The sequence below is a fragment of the Erwinia sp. STN24 genome, from assembly GCF_041320675.1.
Taxonomy (GTDB): Bacteria; Pseudomonadota; Gammaproteobacteria; order Enterobacterales; family Enterobacteriaceae; genus Erwinia; species Erwinia aeris.
Genome location: NZ_JBGGPM010000004.1, coordinates 387,767 through 407,759 on the forward strand (window position 1 = coordinate 387,767; position 19,993 = coordinate 407,759).

A 19,993-nucleotide genomic window follows, 5' to 3' on the forward strand; every position below is an offset into this window, starting at 1 on the left:
GCCCAGGCCTTGGCCCGGCGACAATAATCAGAACGGGATATCGTCGTCGAAATCCATTGGTGGCTCGTTGCCCGCCGGCGCGCTGTTCTGCTGCGGCTGTGGACGAGACTGCTGCTGCTGGCCGCCGCTGAACTGGTTGCCGCCCGCAGGCTGTTGCGGCTGGCCCCAGCCGTTGTTGTTGTTCTGACCCTGGCCGCCGCCAGCCGGTGCGCCGCCGCCCTGACGGCCGCCCAGCATCTGCATGGTGCCGCCAACGTTAACCACAACCTCGGTGGTGTACTTCTCCACGCCCGCCTGGTCGGTCCATTTACGGGTTTGCAGCGCCCCTTCGATATAAACCTGAGAGCCTTTGCGCAGGTATTCGCCCGCCACTTCCGCCAGCTTGCCGAACAGCACGACGCGGTGCCATTCCGTTTTCTCTTTGGTTTCGCCGGTCTGCTTGTCACGCCAGCTTTCGGACGTGGCCAGCGTAATGTTGGCAACGGCGCCGCCATTCGGCATATAGCGGACTTCCGGATCCTGACCCAGATTTCCCACCAGGATTACTTTATTTACGCCTCTGCTGGCCATGTTCGTCTCTCCGATAAATGTTCTTAGCTTAAGGATGAAATTCTAACACGCCCTACCCATAGATTATACCTTCGGATCCGGGTTTCAGAGGCAGATCGCAAAGGGTCGCTTTCAGGCGCAGCCTTTCGGCAGGCGGGGCGGGCAGGATCGCAAAATGCCCTGGCGCCGCCTGGCAATGCCAGGATCCCGTGGCGTATTATACAGCAAAGTACTGTATATCCATTCAGCTTTTTTTGTGCCATACTAACAGGCTTAATTCTGGCCGTGCCGGACAGGCATGGTGACGTCCGTGTTAATCCGGGAATTGTGAATGGATAAGATCGAAGTACGGGGTGCCCGCACCCATAATCTGAAGAATATCAACCTGATCATCCCGCGCGACAAACTGATCGTTGTCACCGGCCTGTCGGGTTCGGGTAAGTCCTCGCTGGCGTTTGATACGCTGTATGCCGAGGGGCAGCGCCGCTACGTGGAATCCCTTTCCGCCTATGCGCGTCAGTTCCTCTCGCTGATGGAAAAGCCGGATGTCGATCATATAGAAGGGCTGTCGCCAGCCATCTCGATCGAACAGAAATCAACCTCGCATAACCCACGCTCTACCGTCGGCACCATCACGGAAATCCACGACTACCTGCGCCTGCTGTTTGCTCGCGTGGGCGAACCGCGCTGCCCGGACCACGACGTCACGCTGGCGGCGCAGACGGTCAGCCAGATGGTGGATAACGTGCTGTCGGAGCCGGAAGGCCGCCGCCTGATGCTGCTCGCGCCTATCGTTAAAGAACGCAAGGGCGAGCACACCAAAACGCTGGAAAACCTGGCTTCACAGGGCTATATCCGCGCGCGCATCGACGGCGAGGTCTGCGATCTCTCCGATCCGCCGAAGCTGGAGCTGCAAAAGAAACACACCATCGAAGTAGTGGTGGATCGCTTCAAGGTGCGGGAAGATCTGAAACAGCGCCTGGCGGAATCTTTTGAGACGGCGCTGGAGCTTTCCGGCGGCACCGCCGTGATCGCCGATATGGACGACGCGCAGGCGGAAGAGCTGATCTTCTCCGCCAATTTCGCCTGTCCAATCTGCGGCTACAGCATGACGGAGCTGGAACCACGCCTGTTCTCGTTCAACAATCCGGCCGGCGCCTGCCCGACCTGCGACGGTCTGGGCGTACAGCAATATTTCGATCCGGATCGCGTGGTGCAAAACCCGGAGCTGTCGCTGGCCGGCGGCGCTATCCGTGGCTGGGATCGCCGTAACTTTTACTACTTCCAGATGCTGCGCTCGCTGGCCGAGCACCTGGATTTCGACATCGAAGCGCCGTTTGATTCGCTGAGCGACAAGGCTCGCAAAATCATCCTGTACGGCTCCGGCAAAGAGAGCATCGAGTTTAAATACATCAACGATCGCGGCGATACCTCCGTGCGTCGTCATCCGTTCGAAGGCGTGCTGCATAATATGGAGCGCCGTTACAAAGAGACGGAGTCCGCCGCGGTGCGCGAGGACCTGGCTAAGTTTATCAGCAACCGCGCCTGTGCGACCTGTGAAGGCACGCGTCTGCGCCGTGAAGCGCGCCACGTCTACGTTGAGAACACCACGCTGCCGACTATTTCGGATATGAGCATTGGCCATGCAATGGCGTTCTTCCAGAACATGAAGCTGAGCGGCCAGCGCGCCAAAATCGCCGAGAAAGTACTGAAAGAGATCGGCGATCGCCTGAAGTTTTTGGTTAACGTCGGCCTGAATTACCTGTCGATGTCCCGCTCTGCTGAAACGCTGTCGGGCGGCGAAGCACAGCGTATCCGTCTGGCGAGCCAGATCGGCGCCGGGCTGGTGGGCGTGATGTACGTGCTGGATGAGCCTTCTATCGGCCTGCACCAGCGCGATAACGAGCGCCTGCTGGAGACGCTGGTACACCTGCGCGATCTGGGCAACACCGTGATCGTGGTAGAGCATGATGAAGATGCGATCCGCGCTGCCGATCACGTGATTGATATCGGGCCGGGCGCGGGCGTGCACGGCGGCCAGGTGGTGGCGGAAGGCACCGTTGACGACATCATGGCCGTGAAGGAGTCGCTGACCGGACAGTACCTGAGCGGCGAGCGCGGTATTCAGGTGCCGGAAGAGCGCGTCAAAGCCGATGCCAGCAAAGTGCTGAAGCTGAGCGGCGCAAAAGGCAACAACCTGAAGGACGTCACGCTGACGCTGCCGGTTGGCCTGTTCAGCTGCATTACCGGCGTGTCCGGTTCCGGCAAGTCGACGCTGATCAACGATACGCTGTTCCCTATCGCGCAGCGCCAGCTGAACGGCGCCACCATCGCCGAGGCGGCACCCTATCGCGAAATTACCGGCATGGAGCATTTCGATAAGGTTATCGATATCGACCAAAGCCCGATCGGGCGTACGCCGCGCTCCAACCCGGCCACCTATACCGGCATCTTTACGCCGGTGCGCGAACTGTTTGCGGGCGTGCCGGAATCGCGCACGCGCGGCTATACGCCGGGCCGCTTCAGCTTTAACGTACGCGGCGGACGCTGCGAAGCCTGTCAGGGTGACGGCGTGATTAAGGTGGAAATGCACTTCCTGCCGGATATCTACGTGCCGTGCGACCAGTGTAAGGGCAAGCGCTATAACCGTGAGACGCTGGAGATTAAATACAAAGGCAAAAGCATTCACCAGGTGCTGGAGATGACTATCGAAGAAGCGCGCGAGTTCTTCGATGCGGTGCCTGCGCTGGCGCGTAAGCTACAAACGCTGATGGACGTGGGCCTTTCCTATATCCGTCTGGGGCAGTCGGCCACCACGCTTTCCGGCGGCGAGGCGCAGCGCGTCAAGCTGGCCCGCGAGCTGTCGAAGCGCGGCACCGGTCAGACGCTCTACATCCTGGATGAGCCGACCACCGGCCTGCACTTTGCCGATATCCAGCAGCTGCTGGCCGTGCTGCACCAGCTGCGCGATCAGGGCAATACCATCGTGGTGATTGAGCACAACCTGGACGTGATCAAAACGGCTGACTGGATTGTCGATCTCGGCCCGGAAGGCGGCAGCGGCGGCGGCGAGATCCTGGTCTCCGGCACGCCGGAAACGGTGGCGGAGTGCAAAGAGTCGCATACCGCACGCTTCCTTAAACCGCTACTGGCAAAGAAATAGTTTGCCACGAAGGCGCGAGTCGTTAACGGCTCGCGCCTTTTTTCCCTCTGCACTGCCGTTATCGCTTCCGCCATTTTCTTCCGCGTCTGCAATAAAACTTTCTTATTAGCGCCTGTTTTTTGTCATTTTCCCCTAAAACTTGCAGGATCAGGCAAGATTTAAACAGGTTCCGGCATACCCCTGCGCGGAACGGGCCACTATCCTTAATGAGCCGTGAGGCACACGCCATTCCATTATCAGGAGAGTCCATGAATATTACCCATGCTTATGCCGCTAAAAGCGCCGATGCAAAGCTTGCGCCTTTTGAATTCCAGCCGCGCGAACTGCGTGAGCACGACGTACAGATTGAAATTCTTTACTGCGGCGTCTGCCATTCCGATTTACACCAGGCCCGCAACGAGTGGAAAAACACCATTTTTCCCGTCGTACCGGGACATGAAATCGTAGGTCGCGTGACCGCCGTCGGCGGCCATACGCACAAGTATAAAATCGGCGATTTAGTCGGCGTCGGCTGTCTGGTTGATTCCTGCCGCACCTGCGACAGCTGTAAAGAAGACCTGGAGCAGTATTGCGAAAACGGCTTTACCGGCACCTATAACGGTGAAGATCGCGAAACCGGCGACATCACCTACGGCGGCTACTCAACGCAGATCGTCGTCAATGAAGACTTCGTGCTGCGCGTGCCGGAGAATCTGGATCCCGCAGGCGCCGCGCCGCTGCTGTGCGCCGGCATCACCACCTATTCGCCGCTGAGCCACTGGGGCGCAGGCCCGGGCAAAAAAGTCGGTATCGTGGGCCTGGGCGGTCTGGGCCATATGGGCGTGAAAATCGCACACGCGATGGGCGCGCATGTCGTGCTGTTCACCACCTCGCCTTCTAAGGTAGAAGACGGCAAACGCCTGGGCGCGGATGAAGTGGTGATTTCTAAAGATCCTGAGCAGATGGCACAGCACGCCAACAGCTTTGATTTTATCCTGAATACCGTGGCGGCTCCGCACGATTTGAACCCGTTTATCACGCTGCTGCGTCGCGACGGCAACATGACGCTGGTTGGCGCGCCGGAACACGATCATCCATCACCGCAGGTGTTTAACCTGATTTTCAAACGCCGCAGCATCGCCGGTTCGCTGATTGGCGGCATCAAAGAAACGCAGGAAATGCTGGATTTCTGCGGCAAGCACAACATCACCTCGGATATCGAGATGATCAAAATGGACGAAATCAACGAAGCCTACGAACGTATGCTGAAAAGCGACGTGAAGTACCGTTTTGTGATTGATATCGCCACGCTGCGCGGATAAACGTTCTTCAGGCATCCTGAAGCCCGATGGGTATCAGGGTGCCTGAGCCGCGTCTTCTTTCACTACGCCGTTCGCGTAGCCAGCGCCTGCTGAAGCGAGGCGTCGATCAGATAGTAAATCTGCGAATCCTTCAGCGAGCCATCCAGCAGCACGGTGCTCCAGTGCGTTTTATTCAGATGCGCGGCGGGCACCACATCGCTGTGCTTTTCCCGCAGTAAATCCGCCAGCGCGGGCGTCGACTTCAGAGTTACCGCAGGACGGTCGTCCACTTCATGTACCATCGCAAACAGCACGTCATCCACTTTTATCTGGGTCGCTTTCCAGTCGTTATGCACGACCTGCTCCGCGCCCGGCTTGTCCATGCAGTAAGAAAGTAAATCCGATACGTTCATGTCATTCCCCCTGTAGCGTGGCGATAATGCGGCGGCTGCCGCCGTGATTGCGATGCTCGCCCAGCCAGATGCCTTGCCAGGTGCCCAGCAGCAGCTTGCCACGGCTCACCGGCAGCGTCAGCGACACGCCCAGCGACGAAGATTTAATATGCGCAGGCATATCGTCCGCGCCTTCGTAATCATGCTCATAGTTCGCCTTTTCCGGCACCTGCCGCAAAAAATGGTTTTCCATGTCGCTTCTCACCGTGGGATCGCAATTTTCATTCAGCGTCAGCGAGGCGGAAGTATGCTGAAGCAGCAGATGCAGCAGGCCGACCTGCACATCGCCAAGCCGCCGCAGCTCCTGGACGATCTCGTCCGTTACCAGATGAAAGCCGCGGGATTTGGGATCCAGGGTGATTGTCTGCTGATACCACATCGTTATGCTCCTTAACTGAATACGTTCCGTTAAGTGTGCAGCATGATGGGAAAAGGTAAACCTGCGGAGGGAAAAAAGAGTGAAAAAGGCCGGACGGGCGTCCGGCCACAGCGGCTTACATGACCGCCGCGAAAGCTTCGGCAACCTGATGCACGTTCTCGTTGTTCAGGCCCGCCACGCACATACGCCCGCTGGCGATCAGATAGATGCCGAACTCGTCACGCAGGCGATCGACCTGTGCCGCGCTCAGACCGGTGTAGCTGAACATGCCGCGCTGCTTCAGCAGGTAATCGAAGTTTTTGCCCGGCACCGCCGTGGTCAGCACGTCCACCAGCGCCTGACGCATGGTGGAGATGCGCACGCGCATCGCCTCGACTTCCGCCAGCCACTGCGCTTTCAGCGCCGCGTCGTTCAGCACGCAGGCCACCACCTGAGCGCCGAAGTTTGGCGGGCTGGAGTAGTTGCGGCGCACGGTGGCCTTCAGCTGGCCCAGCACGCGGGAAGCTTCTTCCGCATCTTCACAGACTACGGAAAGACCGCCGACGCGCTCGCCGTACAGCGAGAAGATTTTTGAGAAAGAGTTGCTGACCAGCGCCGGTAAACCTGCGGCGGCAATCGCGCGGATCGCATAGGCGTCTTCTTCCATGCCTTCGCCAAAGCCCTGATAGGCAATATCCAGGAAGGGGATCAGATCGCGCTCTTTCAGTACCGCCGTCACGCTGTCCCACTGCTGGTTAGTCAGATCGGCGCCGGTTGGATTATGGCAGCAGGGATGCAGCAGCACGATGCTCTGCGGCGGCAGCGTCTTCAGCGTGGCGATCAGCTCTTCGAACTTCACGCCGTTGGTCGCATCGTCGTACCACGGATAGGTGTTTACCTGGAAACCCGCGCCGGAAAAGATCGCAATATGGTTTTCCCAGGTTGGGTTACTGACCCAGACCTGGGAGCCGGGAAAATACGCCTTGAGGAAATCCGCACCGACCTTCAGCGCGCCGGAGCCGCCAACGGTCTGGATGGTGGCAATACGCCCGGCCTGCAGCATTGGATGCTCTTGGCCAAACAGCAGCGGCGCAACCGCGCTGCGGTAGGACGGCAGCCCTTCCATCGGCAGATAGAGAGAAGCATCGTGCGCCTGCGCGTTCAGACGCGCTTCCGCTGCGGCCACCGCCTTCAGCTGAGGAATAACGCCCTGGCCGTCGTAATACAGCCCGATGCTCAGGTTAACCTTGTGGGGGCGCGTATCCTGCTTGTAGGTTTCCATTAGGGAAAGGATCGGATCGCCAGCATAGGCATCAACGTTTTGAAACACGGTGCAAATCTCCATTAATTAGTTGGTCGGACGCTGTGGCGCTCGCGGCCTTGCGCGACGAAGGGCGCCGCGCCTGGTTCAGACAGCGTAACGGCCAGGGCGGTGGTTCATGGCGATAATCAGGTTAAGGATCGCCGCGCCCGCAACCGAGGCCGCCAGCATCGGCAACGGCACCACAAACAGCGAGGCCAGTACCACGCAGGTATCGACCGCCATCTGTAATTTTCCGGCACGGATACCGTAACGATCCTGTAGCCATAACGCCAGAATATTCACGCCGCCCAGGCTGGCCTTATGGCGGAACAGTACTATAAACCCAATCCCCATAATGACGTTACCGAACAGCGTGGCGTAAAAGGGATCCAGCGCGGAAAAATGGATAAAAAGCGTATGCAGATGGGTAAACAGCGACACCAGGCCGACGGCGCTGAAGGTTTTAAGGGTAAACGCCCAGCCCATGCGCTTAACCGCCAGCCAGTAAAAAGGCAGGTTGATCAGGAAAAAAGCGAGGCCGAAAGAAGCGTGCGTCAGATAGCTAAGCAGAAAAGCGATACCTGCGGTGCTGCCGGTCAGGGCACCCGCGCTTTTTAACAGCATTACGCCAAACGAGACCATCAGCGTTCCAAACAGCAGCGCCAGCGCATCTTCGATAAAGGTATGGGGGACTTTAACAGGCTGAACGACGTTATCCATAAGGTTGATTCTCTGAGAAATAAACGCTGACTCAGCAAGAATCGCACCACTCTTTTGCCATTCGGGTGATGGCGAGACAAGTGATTGACTGGAAAGAATTAACCTTGTGCGCATTTACGGGGTAAAAGCATCAATATATGCATGAATAAGAGGAAACACGCTTATATCTCGCATGGCATACCCTGACCATGCACTAAATTGATCCACATCTGCACCAAAAAAGGGCTATTGGTCAGCCAAGCGTCATCATGCCGTTTTCTTTCAGGCGGGTGAGCACGACAGAGGTCTTAACATGCGACACGCTTCGATGTCCCGCCACCAGCTGGCTAATCAGCGCGCTCAACGCGGGCAAATCGGCGACGGCGACCTTCAGCAGGTAGTCGGCATCGCCGGTGGTTTTCCAGGCATCGACGATAGCCGTTTCTTCAGCCACCATGCGGGTAAAGCTGTCCACGTATTCAGCGGTGTGGTTAATCAGGCGGACTTCAATCAGGCCGATCAGGCCCAGCCCTACCGCATTAGCTGAAAGCCGTGCGTGATAGCCGAGGATCAGCCCCGCCTGCTCAAGGTTGATGCGGCGGCGTGAGCACTGCGAAGCGGAAAGCCCGACCAGATCGCTCAGCTCCTGGTTAGTCAGGCGGCCATTGCTTTCCAGCAGCGTCAGTATTTTGAAGTCATAATCATCGATCTGGGTCATCATTTATCCGGCGGCTAATTATTTTTCCTGCCGGACAGGTAAGCGCAGTTCCCGCCTCGTTGTCCAATACTATTTTCCTAAGGGAAAAACCGCTGCCGGGTAAACGCACGCTTATTGGTAATGGCTTTCTTGTCAGAGATTAATATTCAAAAAAATTACGAGAAGAACAGCAGGAGAGAATAAAGGGTTAGCGTATTGATATGCCTGAAGGCAATGAAAACCCTCTTCCAATAACGGCCGCTACCGGAAGAGGCAAAGAAAGAAGAGCTTATTCGTCGTCGTACTGCGGGCCGGCGTAGTTATCAAAGCGCGACCACTGGCCGTTAAAGGTCAGGCGCACCGTGCCGATAGGGCCGTTACGCTGCTTGCCCAGAATGATTTCCGCAATGCCTTTCAGATCGCTGTTTTCGTGGTAAACCTCGTCACGATAGATAAACATGATCAGGTCGGCATCCTGCTCGATGGAGCCGGACTCACGCAGATCGGAGTTAACGGGACGCTTATCGGCACGCTGTTCAAGAGAACGGTTAAGCTGCGACAGCGCCACGACCGGCACCTGCAGCTCTTTTGCCAGCGCCTTCAGCGAGCGGGAAATCTCGGCAATCTCCAGCGTACGGTTATCGGACAGCGCCGGGACGCGCATCAGCTGCAGGTAGTCGATCATAATCAGGCTTAACCCGCCGTGCTCACGGAAAATACGTCGCGCGCGCGAGCGCACTTCCGTTGGCGTCAGGCCGGAAGAGTCATCGATAAACATGTTCTTCTTCTCCAGCAGGATGCCCATCGTGCTGGAAATACGCGCCCAGTCTTCGTCATCCAACTGGCCGGTACGAATACGGGTCTGGTCAACGCGGGAAAGCGAGGCCAGCATACGCATCATCAACTGTTCGCCGGGCATTTCCAGGCTGAAGATCAATACCGGTTTATCCTGCAACATCGCCGCGTTTTCGCAGAGGTTCATGGCAAACGTGGTTTTACCCATCGACGGACGCGCCGCCACGATAATCAGATCCGAGCGCTGGAGACCTGCGGTCTTCTTATTAAGATCCTGATAGCCGGTGTCAACGCCGGTTACGCCATCATGCGGCGTTTGGTAAAGCGATTCGATCCTGGAGATCGTCGCTTCCAGGATCTGATCGACGCTTTTCGGCCCTTCATCCTTGTTGGCGCGATTTTCGGCGATCTGGAAAACGCGGGATTCCGCCAGATCGAGCAGATCTTCGCTGGTGCGGCCTTGCGGATCGTAACCGGCATCGGCGATCTCGTTTGCCACCGCGATCATTTCGCGTACCACCGCTCGTTCGCGTACGATGTCGGCATAGGCGCCTATGTTCGCCGCACTTGGCGTATTTTTCGATAATTCAGCCAGGTAAGCGAAACCGCCGACCATGCTGAGTTCACCTTTGGTTTCCAGCGACTCGGAAAGCGTGATCAGATCGATTGGCTTGCCCATTTCCAGCAGCCGCTGCATTTCGCTGAAGATCATGCGATGCGGACGACTAAAGAAGTCCTGCGCCACCACGCGCTCAGAGACGTTATCCCAGCGCTCGTTATCCAGCATCAGGCCGCCCAACACGGACTGCTCCGCTTCCAGCGAATGGGGCGGCAGCTTCAGCCCTTCCATTTGCCGGTCGCGCGGCTCACGGTTTTCATTGGATTTGTTGGTGGGTTTATTTCCTGCCATAGTGATGTAATACCTTGTGTGGGGACGCGCCAGTATACCCGTTTGACGGCCTTTCGTCCTCCATCAATCACGCGCAATCAACAGGAGTGACCATGCCAAAACGCATACAAATCAGTCAGCACGGCGGCCCGGAAGTGATGCAGATTATCGATGCGGCCATCCCGGAACCGGCCGCTGACGAGGTTGTGGTTGAGAACAAAGCGATAGGCATTAACTACATTGATACCTACGTGCGCAGTGGGCTTTATCCGGCTTCGCTGCCTTCTGGCCTGGGAACGGAAGCGGCTGGCGTGGTAAAGAGCGTGGGCGAAGGCGTGACTACGGTTAAGGTTGGCGATCGCGTGGTTTATGCGCAGTCGGCGCTGGGCGCCTACAGCGAATATCATGCCGTTGCGGCTGACAAGCTGGCGCTGCTGCCGGACGCCATCTCTTTTGAGCAGGCGGCGGCCTCGTTTCTGAAAGGGCTGACCGTGCATTACCTGCTGCGGCAGACCTACGTGGTACAGCCGGACGAAACCTTTCTGTTTCAGGCGGCGGCGGGCGGCGTAGGGCTGATTGCCTGCCAGTGGGCGAAAGCGCTGGGCGCGCATCTGATCGGCACCGTCGGCTCGGCGGAAAAAGCGGCAAGAGCCAAAGAGGCCGGCGCCTGGGAAACCATTAACTATCGCGAAGAAGATGTGGCAAAGCGCGTGCTGGAACTGACCAACGGCAAGAAAGTGCGCGTGGTGTACGACTCGGTAGGCAAGGATACCTGGGAAGCCTCGCTGGACTGCCTGCAGCGGCGCGGCCTGATGGTCAGCTTCGGCAACGCCTCCGGGCCGGTGACCGGGGTGAATTTATCAACGCTCACCCAGAAAGGATCGCTGTACGTGACCCGCCCTTCTCTTAACGGCTATATCACCAACGCCGATGCGCTGACGCAGGCCAGCAACGAGCTGTTTTCGCTGATAGCCAGCGGTGCGATTAAGGTAGAGGTGCCGGAACAGCAGAAGTTTGCGTTAACGGACGCGCAGCAGGCGCATAAAACATTGCAAAGCCGTGCCACTCAAGGCTCCTGCCTGCTGATCCCCTGACGGCAAACGCGCCAGGCCTGTCAGAAATAAGTGGGGCTTCCCGTAGGAAGCCCCTTTTTCTTTTTTATAGTTCGCGCTGGTTGTAGGGTCAGCGGCGATGAATTTCGGCAATTCAGTAAAATCATCCTGACAGAATTCATAAGTAAAAAATATGTTTAATTGCAAATTTGTCTGTGCGATCTGCCAGGTTGTGATCGACTCCGCATTACCTTTTGCAAACCTGGCGTCAACGCTCTGAAATTAGCGAGACATCCAGCGTGCTGTTTTTGACGGCGGTTTACGGTATGCGCGATAAATCCATACCGCAGCGACCGCCAGCGCCAGCCAAGGCAGCATTTTAATGACCACCATCAGCAAACCGGCGAACATCATCACTACGCTGGCGACAAACAGCGCCAGGATAATCCCCAGCAACGAAACGCCCGTCAGCAGCAGCATGACAAAAAAGCCAAGCACGAAAAAGATTTCCATTAGCGTTCCTCCCGTTAAAGATGCTGTAGCACTATTACAAGATCCGTGCCAGAAATGCAGTTCATCTAACGCTTTGAATTTAATGAGAAAGGATAAAAGAACCGCACGGAGGGCCTGGTCAATATCGCTATTACCTGGCGCGATATTGACCAGGTAATAGCGAGCCAGCAGCAGGCCGTGCTTTACAGGCGGTCATTCGAGGATTTCTGCCGGCCGCCGCTTACTGATAGCGCCTTTGGCCCGACGGCTTATACCGCTGTCGGTACCTTGTCGGCCACCAGCGCCAGCGCGGCTTCCAGCGTCTCTACGTTCGCACCCGGCTTGTGGGCATTTTCACTCAGATAACGACGCCACTGGCGTGCGCCAGGGATCCCCTGAAACAGCCCAAGCATATGGCGAGTGATATGGCCCAGGTAAGTTCCCTGCGCCAGTTCGCTTTCAATATAAGGGTACATTGAGCGCACCACCGCCACCGGATCGACCGCAGGACGATCGCAGCCAAACAGCTCCCGATCAACCTCTGCCAGCATTCCCGGATTTTGATAGGCTTCGCGGCCTACCATCACGCCATCCACATGCTGCAAATGCGCTTTGGCTTCCGCCAGCGACTTGATGCCGCCGTTAATCGACAGCGTCAAATGCGGAAAATCACGTTTCAGCTGATAAACGCGCTCGTAGTCCAGCGGCGGGATCTCGCGGTTCTCTTTCGGGCTGAGGCCGGAAAGCCAGGCTTTACGCGCATGGATAATAAACATGTCGCAGCCGCCCTGTTCCGATACCTGACGGATAAAATCGCAGAGAAACTCATAGCTGTCCTGCTCATCAATGCCGATACGGGTTTTTACCGTGACCGGAATCGACACGCGATCGCGCATGGCCTTCACCGCGTCCGCCACCAGCGCGGCTTCTCCCATCAGGCAGGCGCCGAAGCGTCCGTTCTGCACGCGGTCGGAAGGACAACCGACGTTCAGGTTGATCTCGTTATAGCCGCGAGCCTGCGCCAGTTCGGCACATTGCGCCAGCGCAAGCGGATCGCTACCGCCAAGCTGCAGGGCGACCGGCTGCTCCTGCTGGTTCCAGGCCAGATAGTCGCCTTTGCCATGAATAATGGCGCCGGTGGTGACCATCTCAGTGTAAAGCAGCGCCTGACGGCTCAGCTGACGGTGAAAGTAGCGGCAGTGGCGGTCGGTCCAGTCCAGCATTGGCGCAACGGAAAAACGGTGGGCAGGTAAATTTTGGGTCATAAAGCGCAAAGACTCTGATTAACAAATGACGATAATGTGCGCAATGATAGCATGACTGCCCGCAATCGCTAAACGGGCTGTAAGGGCGCACGGTGATGCGCCCCTGAGAGAAATCAGAACGTGAAGTTAAGCTGGGCTACCGCGCCCCAGGTATTGTCATTGCCCCGCATTCCGGCCAGGTCCAGATGTACCTTGTTAAACGGCGACACGCCAAAACCGGCGGTGACCACGTTGGTATCGTTAGACTTCATATCCGCACGATAACCTGCACGCAGCTGCAGCCAGTCCAGTACGCGATACTCCGCGCCCACGCCTGCATACTGGCTGTCTTCCACCGTTTTAAACCGTTTGGTCGGCGTGGCGTCCACATCCAGCGCCGCCGTCAGCCGCTCGGTATGATAAGAGACGCCAGGCGTCACTACCGGGCGGATCTGGTAAGTATCCTTGTAGCCGTTCACTTCGCGGGTATCGATATCGCGGGCAATCAGGTTCTGCGCGCTGACGCCCAGCGTCCAGTTATCGTTCAGATCGGTCGCCGCACCGGCATCCATGTTGAAACCGGTATTGGAATTTTTATAGCGCCCTTTGGTGAAATCCGACTTGTCGTAGTTATAAACGGAGGCGCTATAGTTATAGAGATAAGTCTTCTGGATCTTCGGCGTGATGCCAAACGAAACCGGATGACCGGCAATATTGAACTCATGCGCCACGGCAACGCCGTAGTCATAAACTATGGCGCCGCGCCCCAGCGCTGACGAGGTCAGCGAGTCCTGCGCGCCCGGCCGTGGAAAATCGGTGCCGTCGGCAATGCGCTGCAAATAGTCGATATCGCCCTGGCTGACGTTCGCCGTCACGTGCGCCGTACCGTAAGCTTTCGCCACAAAGGCAAAAGGCAGCACTTCGTTCGGCACGGTCACCGCCACGGCCGCGCCTGCCGTAGCCCAGGCTTTGTTGCCCTTGATGCCGCGCAGCTGGCTCGCCAGATCGCCGGCCGCCGCCCGCACGCGTGGATAATTCAGGCTGATGGGATCCTGCTCGGCAATGTCCTGATAGCGGTCAACGCTGTCGCTCAGGTCATCCACTTTATCGATGAGCTTGTGCTTATCCGTCAGCTGCGCGCCAGCGGCCGGAAGAATAATACTGACATCGTCTTCCGGCTGGGCTTTCGTCATCAGCGCCGGGTTAGCCAGCACCGCCGTGCCATAGGTTGAAGAGGCTACGCCCGTGCCACCCATCGCATCGTTGCGAGCGTCGTAGTAGTTGCCAGCGGCCAGAGCGCTTAGCGGAGCCAGAAACAGCACGGGAAATACAACCGGTCGGGTGAATCTGTTCAGCTTAAATTTTTTGACCATTTACTTCTAACCCTTCAACAAAGGAGACAGCGCCTGAAGCGCGACAAGTGTGATTGTCCGTATAATGGGCCGAACGGCGCTAAGTCATTAGCCTGAACTAAGTCAAATTACCGGGGCTTTTCTGCTCATTGCACGGCTTTTAATCTGCTAGCTGGCTTGAAAATAAGCCGTGTTTTCAACGTCTGCTGTGGAAAGGTTTACAAATATTTAAGTAAATGTAGCCAAAACATTTCAGAGTGCAACCGTTATTGACGGTCTTCTTTAGTAATGAATGGTACAACGCAGTTGATGACAAAGGTGAGCTTCCGCTCTTCGGATTTGACTGAAATTTTTTGCGGGCATAGCGATGAAGGGAGACGCTCAGGCCGGAAGCCGGAAGCGCGGCGTTTTTATCGGCGCTGTGATAATATAACGTGCTAAGCCAGCCTGGGGAGATCTATGAACATTAACAGTCCTGAAAATATTCTGTCGCAGGCGGAAGCTATCTGTCAGCAGCGCAACGTCAGGCTGACGCCTCAGCGTCTGGAGGTGCTGCGGCTGATGAGCCAGCACCACGGCGCGATCAGCGCGTACGACCTGCTGGACCTGCTGCGCGCCAGCGAACCGCAGGCCAAACCGCCCACTATCTATCGGGCATTGGACTTTCTGCTGGAGCAGGGATTCGTGCATCGCGTGGAGTCCACCAACAGCTATGTCGTCTGCCATCATTTCGAAGAGCCTGCGCATACCTCGGCGATGCTGATCTGCGACCGCTGCGGCGGCGTAGCGGAGCAACATGCGGAAGGCGTGCAGGATATTCTGAAGTCCCTGTCGCGGGCAGCGGGCTTTGCGCTGACCAACAGCGTGATTGAAGCGCACGGATTGTGCCAAAGCTGCGTTGAGGTGGAAGCCTGCCAGCATCAGGATGCGTGCCAGCACGATCATACGCTTGGGACAAAAAAGCGCGGTCGTTGAAACGGTCAACCATCAGAATAATTTAAGCGGCGGGATCGCGCCAGACAAAACAACAAGGGCAGCGCCAGAAGCGCTGCCCTTGCTTTAGAAGGCTATCCGGAGAATCGGCCCTGGCAGTGCCAGTCAGCCTTTCCGGGGGCTATCTTATCAGAAACGGTGGTTGTTGCTGGTTTCCCAGTCGCCCAGCTCTTTCTCAGCCTGGTCTTTGGTGTAGCCATAACGTTCCTGAATTTTACCGACCAGCTGATCGCGTTTACCTTCTACGACGGTCATATCGTCATCGGTCAGCTTGCCCCATTTTTCTTTAAATTTACCTTTTAACTGTTTCCAGTTACCGCCGGCTTCGTCTTTATTCATCTTGTTTCTCCTTAACCTTAGGTGATAACAGCTTATCGTTACAGCAAAACCACTGACAGCAACATAAAACGCTGCCCAAATGCTTAACGTACAGATAATTGTAGTAGAAGATGGCAGGTTTGCACGGCGAGGCGGCGTATTTTTCTAAAAAAAAGCGAAGCGGCACGGGCCGGGCAGCAAAAATCGCGCGGGCTCGGATACTTAAGAAGCGGGAGAACAGAAGCGCTGAGGCGATTTTGCCGGTTCGATCGAAGGGAGCGGGAAGCGACGGATGCCAACAGAGAGTAACCGCCCATACGGAATGCCAACACACAATAACGCCAATGCGGAATACCAACAGGCAGTAAATGTCAGCGTGGGATACGAAAAGACAATAAACGCTAAATACGAACAGGAGCGGGCATCAATATATGTCGGACAGAACTACGATGGCTTGCGCTCCACAGGAGACATTCAGGCACGTTCAGACAATATGGCAGGGGCAGACAACAACCGTAGGTGCGGTCAGACAATATGGCAGGGGCATACAGCAGAAGGATTCAGACAATATGAGAGGTGCGAAATAAAAGCCGTAGGCGATACGCCCGCCGGTAGAAGCAAGCCTCTGCGTCATCGCAACGACGCAGAGGCGGCACGGCGTCTGGCTATTACAGCCAGCTACCGTTGCGGATCACGCCGACGGCAAGCCCTTCGATAGAGAAGGTATGCTCACGCAGATCCACCACAATCGGCTGGAACTCGCTGTTTTCCGGCAGCAGCTGCACAATGTTGCCCTGCTTTTTCAGGCGCTTGACGGTGACTTCATCATCAATACGCGCTACCACGACCTGGCCATTGCGCACGTCCTGGGTTTTATGAACCGCCAGCAGGTCGCCATCCATAATGCCGATATCCTTCATCGACATGCCGCTAACGCGCAGCAGGAAATCCGCGCCCGGCTTAAACAGATCGGGATCGACCTGGTAATGGCCTTCGATATGCTGTTCCGCCAGCAGCGGTTCGCCTGCCGCCACGCGGCCAATCAGCGGCAGGCCATCGACTTCTTCCATCATCAGGCGGATACCGCGTGATGCGCCGGAAACGATCTCGATAACGCCTTTACGCGCCAGCGCCTTCAGGTGTTCTTCAGCCGCATTCGGGGAGCGGAAGCCGAGCTGAGCGGCAATCTCTGCCCGCGTCGGCGGCATGCCGGTCTGGTTAATATGCTGGCGAATCAGGTCATAGACCTGCTGCTGCCTTGCCGTTAGTGCTTTCATCCCGCCCCCTGGTTGTTTATACAGTCGACTGTGAGTATATACAGGTATTTCGTCAATGAAAACCTCAAGCCGGATAAAAAACCATGGTGATAGCTATTTAGCCCGGCGGCTGGTGAGAAAGCAGAATCGTCAGCCAGACAAAAACCGCTAACAGAATAGCTAACAGCACGGCAGCTGAGCCCATATCTTTGGCGCGCCCGGAAAGCTCGTGGAACTCATTGCCCAGCCTGTCGACCACGGCTTCTATCGCGCTGTTGAGGATTTCCACAATCACCACCAGCGCGACGGAGCCAATCAGCATGACTCTGGCCAAAGGCGTCACGTCCAGCCAGCAGGCGATAATAATCGCCACTACCGCCGCAACCACTTCCTGGCGGAAAGCCGCCTCGTGTTGCCAGGCCGCCCGTAATCCTTTCCAGGAATACCCCGCAGCTTTAATGATCCGCGTTAAACCCGAGGCGTTATTTGCCATAATCAGGGAACCCTTTGTTCTGTTTAGCGTCAATGTCAGGGTAGCGCACATTTTGCAACACCACAGATCTCATGCAAGGATTCTGGTATGCTTGCGGCGCTTTGCTAACAAGAGGCTTTATGTTGTCTATGTCAGGTTGGCGTAACTTATATTACAAATTATTGAATTTACCGGTAAAAATGCTGGTAAAAAGTAAAGCGATCCCTGCCGAGCCGGTCGTTGAGCTGGGGCTGGATACGTCGCGTCCTATTATGTATGTGCTGCCATACGATTCAAAGGCCGATTTGCTGGCGCTGCGTGAGCAGTGTCGCAAAGAGGATCTGCCCGATCCTTTAGACCCGCTGGAGATCGACGGCACGCTGCTGCCCCGCTACGTCTTTATTCATGATGGCCCGCGCGTATTTCCTTATTACGCGGCCAATCCGGAATCCGTAAAGACGTTTCACGACTATCTGGATCTCCATCGCAGCAACCCGCTGCTGGACGTGCAGATGGTGCCCGTCTCGATTATGTTTGGTCGGGCGCCGGGGCGTGAAGTTCAGGGCGAAAGCCAGCCGCATCTGCGCGTGCTGAACGGCATTCAGAAATTTATCGCCGTCCTGTGGCTGGGCCGCGACAGCTTTGTGCGTTTCTCGCCGATGGTGTCGCTGCGCCGTATGGCAACCGAGCACGGCACCGATAAAACCATCGCCCAGAAGCTGGCGCGCGTGGCCAGAATGCACTTTGCCCGTCAGCGCCTTGCCGCAGTCGGCCCGCGTCTGCCTGTGCGTCAGGATCTGTTCAACAAGCTCTTACAGTCCAAGGCTATCGCCAAGGCCGTAGAGGACGAAGCGCGCAGTAAGAAAATCTCCCATGAGAAGGCGCAGCAGAACGCCATTGAGCTGATGGAAGAAGTTGCCGCGGATTTCTCCTACGAGGCAATCCGTCTGACCGACAGGATCATGGGCTGGACGTGGAGCAAGCTCTATCAGGGCATCAACGTCAACGGCGGCGAGCGCGTGCGTCAGCTGGCGCAGGACGGCCATGAAATCGTTTACGTGCCGTGCCACCGCAGCCATATGGATTACCTGCTGCTCTCCTACGTGCTTTATCACCAGGGCCTGGTGCCGCCGCATATCGCTGCGGGCATCAACCTGAACTTCTGGCCGGCCGGCCCGATTTTCCGTCGCCTGGGCGCGTTCTTTATTCGCCGCACGTTTAAGGGCAACAAGCTCTACTCCACCGTTTTCCGCGAATACCTGGGCGAGCTGTTCACCCGTGGCTATTCCGTGGAGTACTTTGTGGAAGGCGGCCGTTCCCGTACCGGACGCCTGCTCGATCCGAAAACCGGCACGCTGTCGATGACCATTCAGGCGATGCTGCGCGGCGGCAACCGCCCGATTACGCTGGTGCCGATTTACATCGGCTACGAGCACGTCATGGAAGTTGGCACCTATGCCAAAGAGCTGCGCGGCGCGACCAAAGAAAAAGAAGGCTTTATGCAGATGGTGCGCGGGCTGCGCAAGCTGCGCAATCTGGGCCAGGGCTACGTCAACTTCGGTGAACCGCTGCCGCTGGTGGCTTACCTGAACAAGCACGTGCCGGAATGGCGCGACGCTATCGACCCGATCGAATCCCAGCGTCCGGCCTGGCTGACGCCAGCGGTCAACGATATCGCCCAGCGCGTCATGGTGCGGATCAATAACGCGGGCGCGGCCAACGCCATGAACCTGTGCGTTACCGCGCTGCTGGCTTCCCGTCAGCGTTCGCTAACCCGTGAGCAGCTGGTGGAACAGCTGGACTGCTATATTCAGCTGCTGCGCAACGTGCCTTATTCGCCGGACGCCACCGTGCCGGACATGACGCCGGAAGCGCTCCTGGATCATGCGCTCAGCATGAACAAGTTCGAGATCGAGCAGGATAATATCGGCGAGATCATCGTGCTGCCGCGCGAGCAGGCGGTGCTGATGACCTATTACCGCAACAACGTTCACCACATGCTGGTGATGCCGTCGGTGATTGCGGTAATTTTGATGCAGCATCAGGAGCTGACGCGCGCCGAGCTGCTGCGCCAGGTCAGCGTGATCTATCCTATGCTGAAAAGCGAGCTGTTCCTGCACTGGGAAAAAGACGAGCTGCCGGGCGTGCTGGATCCGCTGGTCAGCGAAATGGCGCGTCAGGGTTTGTTGACCGCCGACGAGCAGACGCAAACGCTACGCCTCAGCCCTGCCCGTTTCCATACGCTACAGCTGCTGGCGGCCGGTGTGCGGGAGACGCTACAGCGCTACGCCATCACCTTTTCTATCCTCAGCGCCAATCCGTCGATCAACCGCGGTACGCTGGAGAAAGAGAGCCGCACCATGGCGCAGCGCCTGTCGGTGCTGCACGGCATCAACGCGCCGGAATTCTTCGATAAGGCGGTGTTCTCGACGCTGGTGCTGACGCTGCGTGATGAAGGCTATATCAGCGATACCGGCGATGCGCACTATGAAAGAACGCATAAGGTCTATCAGCTGCTGGCCGATCTGATCAGTCAGGAAGTGCGGATGACCATTGAAAGCGCGCTGACGTACGAGTAGGTAAGAGATAAAAAAAAGGCCGGCGTGAGCATCACACCGGCCTTTTTTAT

General features: G+C 56.9%; 18 protein-coding genes. 5 read left to right on the forward strand and 13 right to left on the reverse strand.

What is annotated here, in order from left to right; all coding sequences use genetic code 11:
* Positions 1–27 precede the first annotated feature (27 nt).
* Positions 28–570: a single-stranded DNA-binding protein gene (locus ACA373_RS16460; RefSeq protein WP_253456176.1), complete on the reverse strand. Its 543-nt coding sequence runs from the start codon at positions 568–570 to the stop codon at positions 28–30.
* 310 nt (positions 571–880) lie between these two features.
* On the opposite strand from ACA373_RS16460, the gene uvrA reads away from it, so the two are divergent.
* Together uvrA and ACA373_RS16470 are read left to right on the forward strand one after the other, a co-directional pair.
* Entirely contained in the window at positions 881–3,712 is a 2,832-nt protein-coding gene (gene uvrA, locus ACA373_RS16465) for an excinuclease ABC subunit UvrA (protein ID WP_253456179.1), read from the forward strand.
* A gap of 248 nt (positions 3,713–3,960) precedes the next feature.
* Complete coding sequence (locus ACA373_RS16470; protein ID WP_125290177.1) at positions 3,961–5,013, forward strand: NAD(P)-dependent alcohol dehydrogenase; 1,053 nt, start codon at positions 3,961–3,963, stop codon at positions 5,011–5,013.
* 62 nt (positions 5,014–5,075) lie between these two features.
* Here ACA373_RS16470 and ACA373_RS16475 read toward each other — a convergent pair whose 3' ends face one another.
* From ACA373_RS16475 to dnaB, 6 genes are all read right to left on the reverse strand, one after another.
* Positions 5,076–5,405 (reverse strand): MmcQ/YjbR family DNA-binding protein, encoded by a 330-nt coding sequence (locus ACA373_RS16475; RefSeq protein WP_125290176.1) that lies wholly within the window; start codon positions 5,403–5,405, stop codon positions 5,076–5,078.
* A gap of 1 nt (position 5,406) precedes the next feature.
* A complete protein-coding gene (locus ACA373_RS16480; RefSeq protein WP_301252096.1) occupies positions 5,407–5,823 on the reverse strand; it encodes a secondary thiamine-phosphate synthase enzyme YjbQ in 417 nt (138 codons plus the stop codon).
* Between the two features lie 115 nt (positions 5,824–5,938).
* Positions 5,939–7,132 carry an amino acid aminotransferase gene (locus ACA373_RS16485; protein ID WP_370734825.1) on the reverse strand — a complete coding sequence of 398 codons (1,194 nt, stop codon included), beginning with the start codon at positions 7,130–7,132 and terminating at the stop codon, positions 5,939–5,941.
* Between the two features lie 78 nt (positions 7,133–7,210).
* A complete protein-coding gene (locus ACA373_RS16490) occupies positions 7,211–7,825 on the reverse strand; it encodes a YitT family protein (protein WP_125290174.1) in 615 nt (204 codons plus the stop codon).
* A gap of 232 nt (positions 7,826–8,057) precedes the next feature.
* Positions 8,058–8,522, reverse strand: a complete 465-nt coding sequence (locus ACA373_RS16495; RefSeq protein WP_370734826.1) for an Lrp/AsnC family transcriptional regulator — start codon at positions 8,520–8,522, stop codon at positions 8,058–8,060.
* A 268-nt stretch (positions 8,523–8,790) separates the two neighbouring features.
* Positions 8,791–10,206: a replicative DNA helicase gene (gene dnaB, locus ACA373_RS16500; protein WP_125290172.1), complete on the reverse strand. Its 1,416-nt coding sequence runs from the start codon at positions 10,204–10,206 to the stop codon at positions 8,791–8,793.
* A 92-nt stretch (positions 10,207–10,298) separates the two neighbouring features.
* Between dnaB and ACA373_RS16505 the strand changes: the two genes are divergently transcribed.
* Positions 10,299–11,279, forward strand: a complete 981-nt coding sequence (locus ACA373_RS16505; protein WP_369895063.1) for a quinone oxidoreductase — start codon at positions 10,299–10,301, stop codon at positions 11,277–11,279.
* A gap of 240 nt (positions 11,280–11,519) precedes the next feature.
* Here the strand turns inward: ACA373_RS16505 and pspG are convergent, their stop codons facing one another.
* From pspG to ACA373_RS16520, 3 genes are all read right to left on the reverse strand, one after another.
* Entirely contained in the window at positions 11,520–11,750 is a 231-nt protein-coding gene (gene pspG, locus ACA373_RS16510) for an envelope stress response protein PspG (RefSeq protein WP_370734827.1), read from the reverse strand.
* Between the two features lie 248 nt (positions 11,751–11,998).
* Positions 11,999–12,994 (reverse strand): tRNA dihydrouridine(20/20a) synthase DusA, encoded by a 996-nt coding sequence (gene dusA, locus ACA373_RS16515; protein WP_253456197.1) that lies wholly within the window; start codon positions 12,992–12,994, stop codon positions 11,999–12,001.
* Positions 12,995–13,107: 113 nt separating this feature from the next.
* Positions 13,108–14,346: a conjugal transfer protein TraF gene (locus ACA373_RS16520; protein ID WP_253456200.1), complete on the reverse strand. Its 1,239-nt coding sequence runs from the start codon at positions 14,344–14,346 to the stop codon at positions 13,108–13,110.
* A 438-nt stretch (positions 14,347–14,784) separates the two neighbouring features.
* Between ACA373_RS16520 and zur the strand changes: the two genes are divergently transcribed.
* Positions 14,785–15,300, forward strand: coding sequence for a zinc uptake transcriptional repressor Zur (zur, locus tag ACA373_RS16525; RefSeq protein ID WP_253456203.1), 516 nt, complete (start codon positions 14,785–14,787; stop codon positions 15,298–15,300).
* 147 nt (positions 15,301–15,447) lie between these two features.
* On the opposite strand, the gene ACA373_RS16530 is transcribed toward zur, so the two are convergent.
* From ACA373_RS16530 to ACA373_RS16540, 3 genes are all read right to left on the reverse strand, one after another.
* The gene (locus ACA373_RS16530; RefSeq protein ID WP_125290167.1) at positions 15,448–15,657 is read right to left on the reverse strand and encodes a CsbD family protein; all 210 of its coding nucleotides are present in this window, start codon (positions 15,655–15,657) and stop codon (positions 15,448–15,450) included.
* A 647-nt stretch (positions 15,658–16,304) separates the two neighbouring features.
* Positions 16,305–16,913 carry a transcriptional repressor LexA gene (gene lexA / locus ACA373_RS16535; protein ID WP_253456205.1) on the reverse strand — a complete coding sequence of 203 codons (609 nt, stop codon included), beginning with the start codon at positions 16,911–16,913 and terminating at the stop codon, positions 16,305–16,307.
* A 97-nt stretch (positions 16,914–17,010) separates the two neighbouring features.
* On the reverse strand, positions 17,011–17,385 hold the full coding sequence (locus tag ACA373_RS16540) for a diacylglycerol kinase (protein WP_301252092.1): 375 nt from the start codon (positions 17,383–17,385) through the stop codon (positions 17,011–17,013).
* Between the two features lie 128 nt (positions 17,386–17,513).
* Between ACA373_RS16540 and plsB the strand changes: the two genes are divergently transcribed.
* Positions 17,514–19,943, forward strand: coding sequence for a glycerol-3-phosphate 1-O-acyltransferase PlsB (gene plsB / locus ACA373_RS16545; RefSeq protein WP_253461154.1), 2,430 nt, complete (start codon positions 17,514–17,516; stop codon positions 19,941–19,943).
* Positions 19,944–19,993 lie beyond the last annotated feature (50 nt).

Excerpts from the sequence above, each read along its gene's own strand:
- lexA (WP_253456205.1), bottom strand. The coding sequence starts at position 16,913 with ATGAAAGCACTAACGGCAAGGCAGCAGCAGGTCTATGACCTGATTCGC.
- ACA373_RS16520 (WP_253456200.1), bottom strand. The coding sequence starts at position 14,346 with ATGGTCAAAAAATTTAAGCTGAACAGATTCACCCGACCGGTTGTATTT.
- ACA373_RS16490 (WP_125290174.1), bottom strand. The coding sequence starts at position 7,825 with ATGGATAACGTCGTTCAGCCTGTTAAAGTCCCCCATACCTTTATCGAA.
- ACA373_RS16460 (WP_253456176.1), bottom strand. The coding sequence starts at position 570 with ATGGCCAGCAGAGGCGTAAATAAAGTAATCCTGGTGGGAAATCTGGGT.
- ACA373_RS16540 (WP_301252092.1), bottom strand. The coding sequence starts at position 17,385 with ATGGCAAATAACGCCTCGGGTTTAACGCGGATCATTAAAGCTGCGGGG.
- ACA373_RS16475 (WP_125290176.1), bottom strand. The coding sequence starts at position 5,405 with ATGAACGTATCGGATTTACTTTCTTACTGCATGGACAAGCCGGGCGCG.
- ACA373_RS16470 (WP_125290177.1), top strand. The coding sequence starts at position 3,961 with ATGAATATTACCCATGCTTATGCCGCTAAAAGCGCCGATGCAAAGCTT.
- zur (WP_253456203.1), top strand. The coding sequence starts at position 14,785 with ATGAACATTAACAGTCCTGAAAATATTCTGTCGCAGGCGGAAGCTATC.
- uvrA (WP_253456179.1), top strand. The coding sequence starts at position 881 with ATGGATAAGATCGAAGTACGGGGTGCCCGCACCCATAATCTGAAGAAT.
- pspG (WP_370734827.1), bottom strand. The coding sequence starts at position 11,750 with ATGGAAATCTTTTTCGTGCTTGGCTTTTTTGTCATGCTGCTGCTGACG.
- ACA373_RS16530 (WP_125290167.1), bottom strand. The coding sequence starts at position 15,657 with ATGAATAAAGACGAAGCCGGCGGTAACTGGAAACAGTTAAAAGGTAAA.
- plsB (WP_253461154.1), top strand. The coding sequence starts at position 17,514 with ATGTCAGGTTGGCGTAACTTATATTACAAATTATTGAATTTACCGGTA.
- dnaB (WP_125290172.1), bottom strand. The coding sequence starts at position 10,206 with ATGGCAGGAAATAAACCCACCAACAAATCCAATGAAAACCGTGAGCCG.
- ACA373_RS16495 (WP_370734826.1), bottom strand. The coding sequence starts at position 8,522 with ATGACCCAGATCGATGATTATGACTTCAAAATACTGACGCTGCTGGAA.
- ACA373_RS16480 (WP_301252096.1), bottom strand. The coding sequence starts at position 5,823 with ATGTGGTATCAGCAGACAATCACCCTGGATCCCAAATCCCGCGGCTTT.
- dusA (WP_253456197.1), bottom strand. The coding sequence starts at position 12,994 with ATGACCCAAAATTTACCTGCCCACCGTTTTTCCGTTGCGCCAATGCTG.
- ACA373_RS16505 (WP_369895063.1), top strand. The coding sequence starts at position 10,299 with ATGCCAAAACGCATACAAATCAGTCAGCACGGCGGCCCGGAAGTGATG.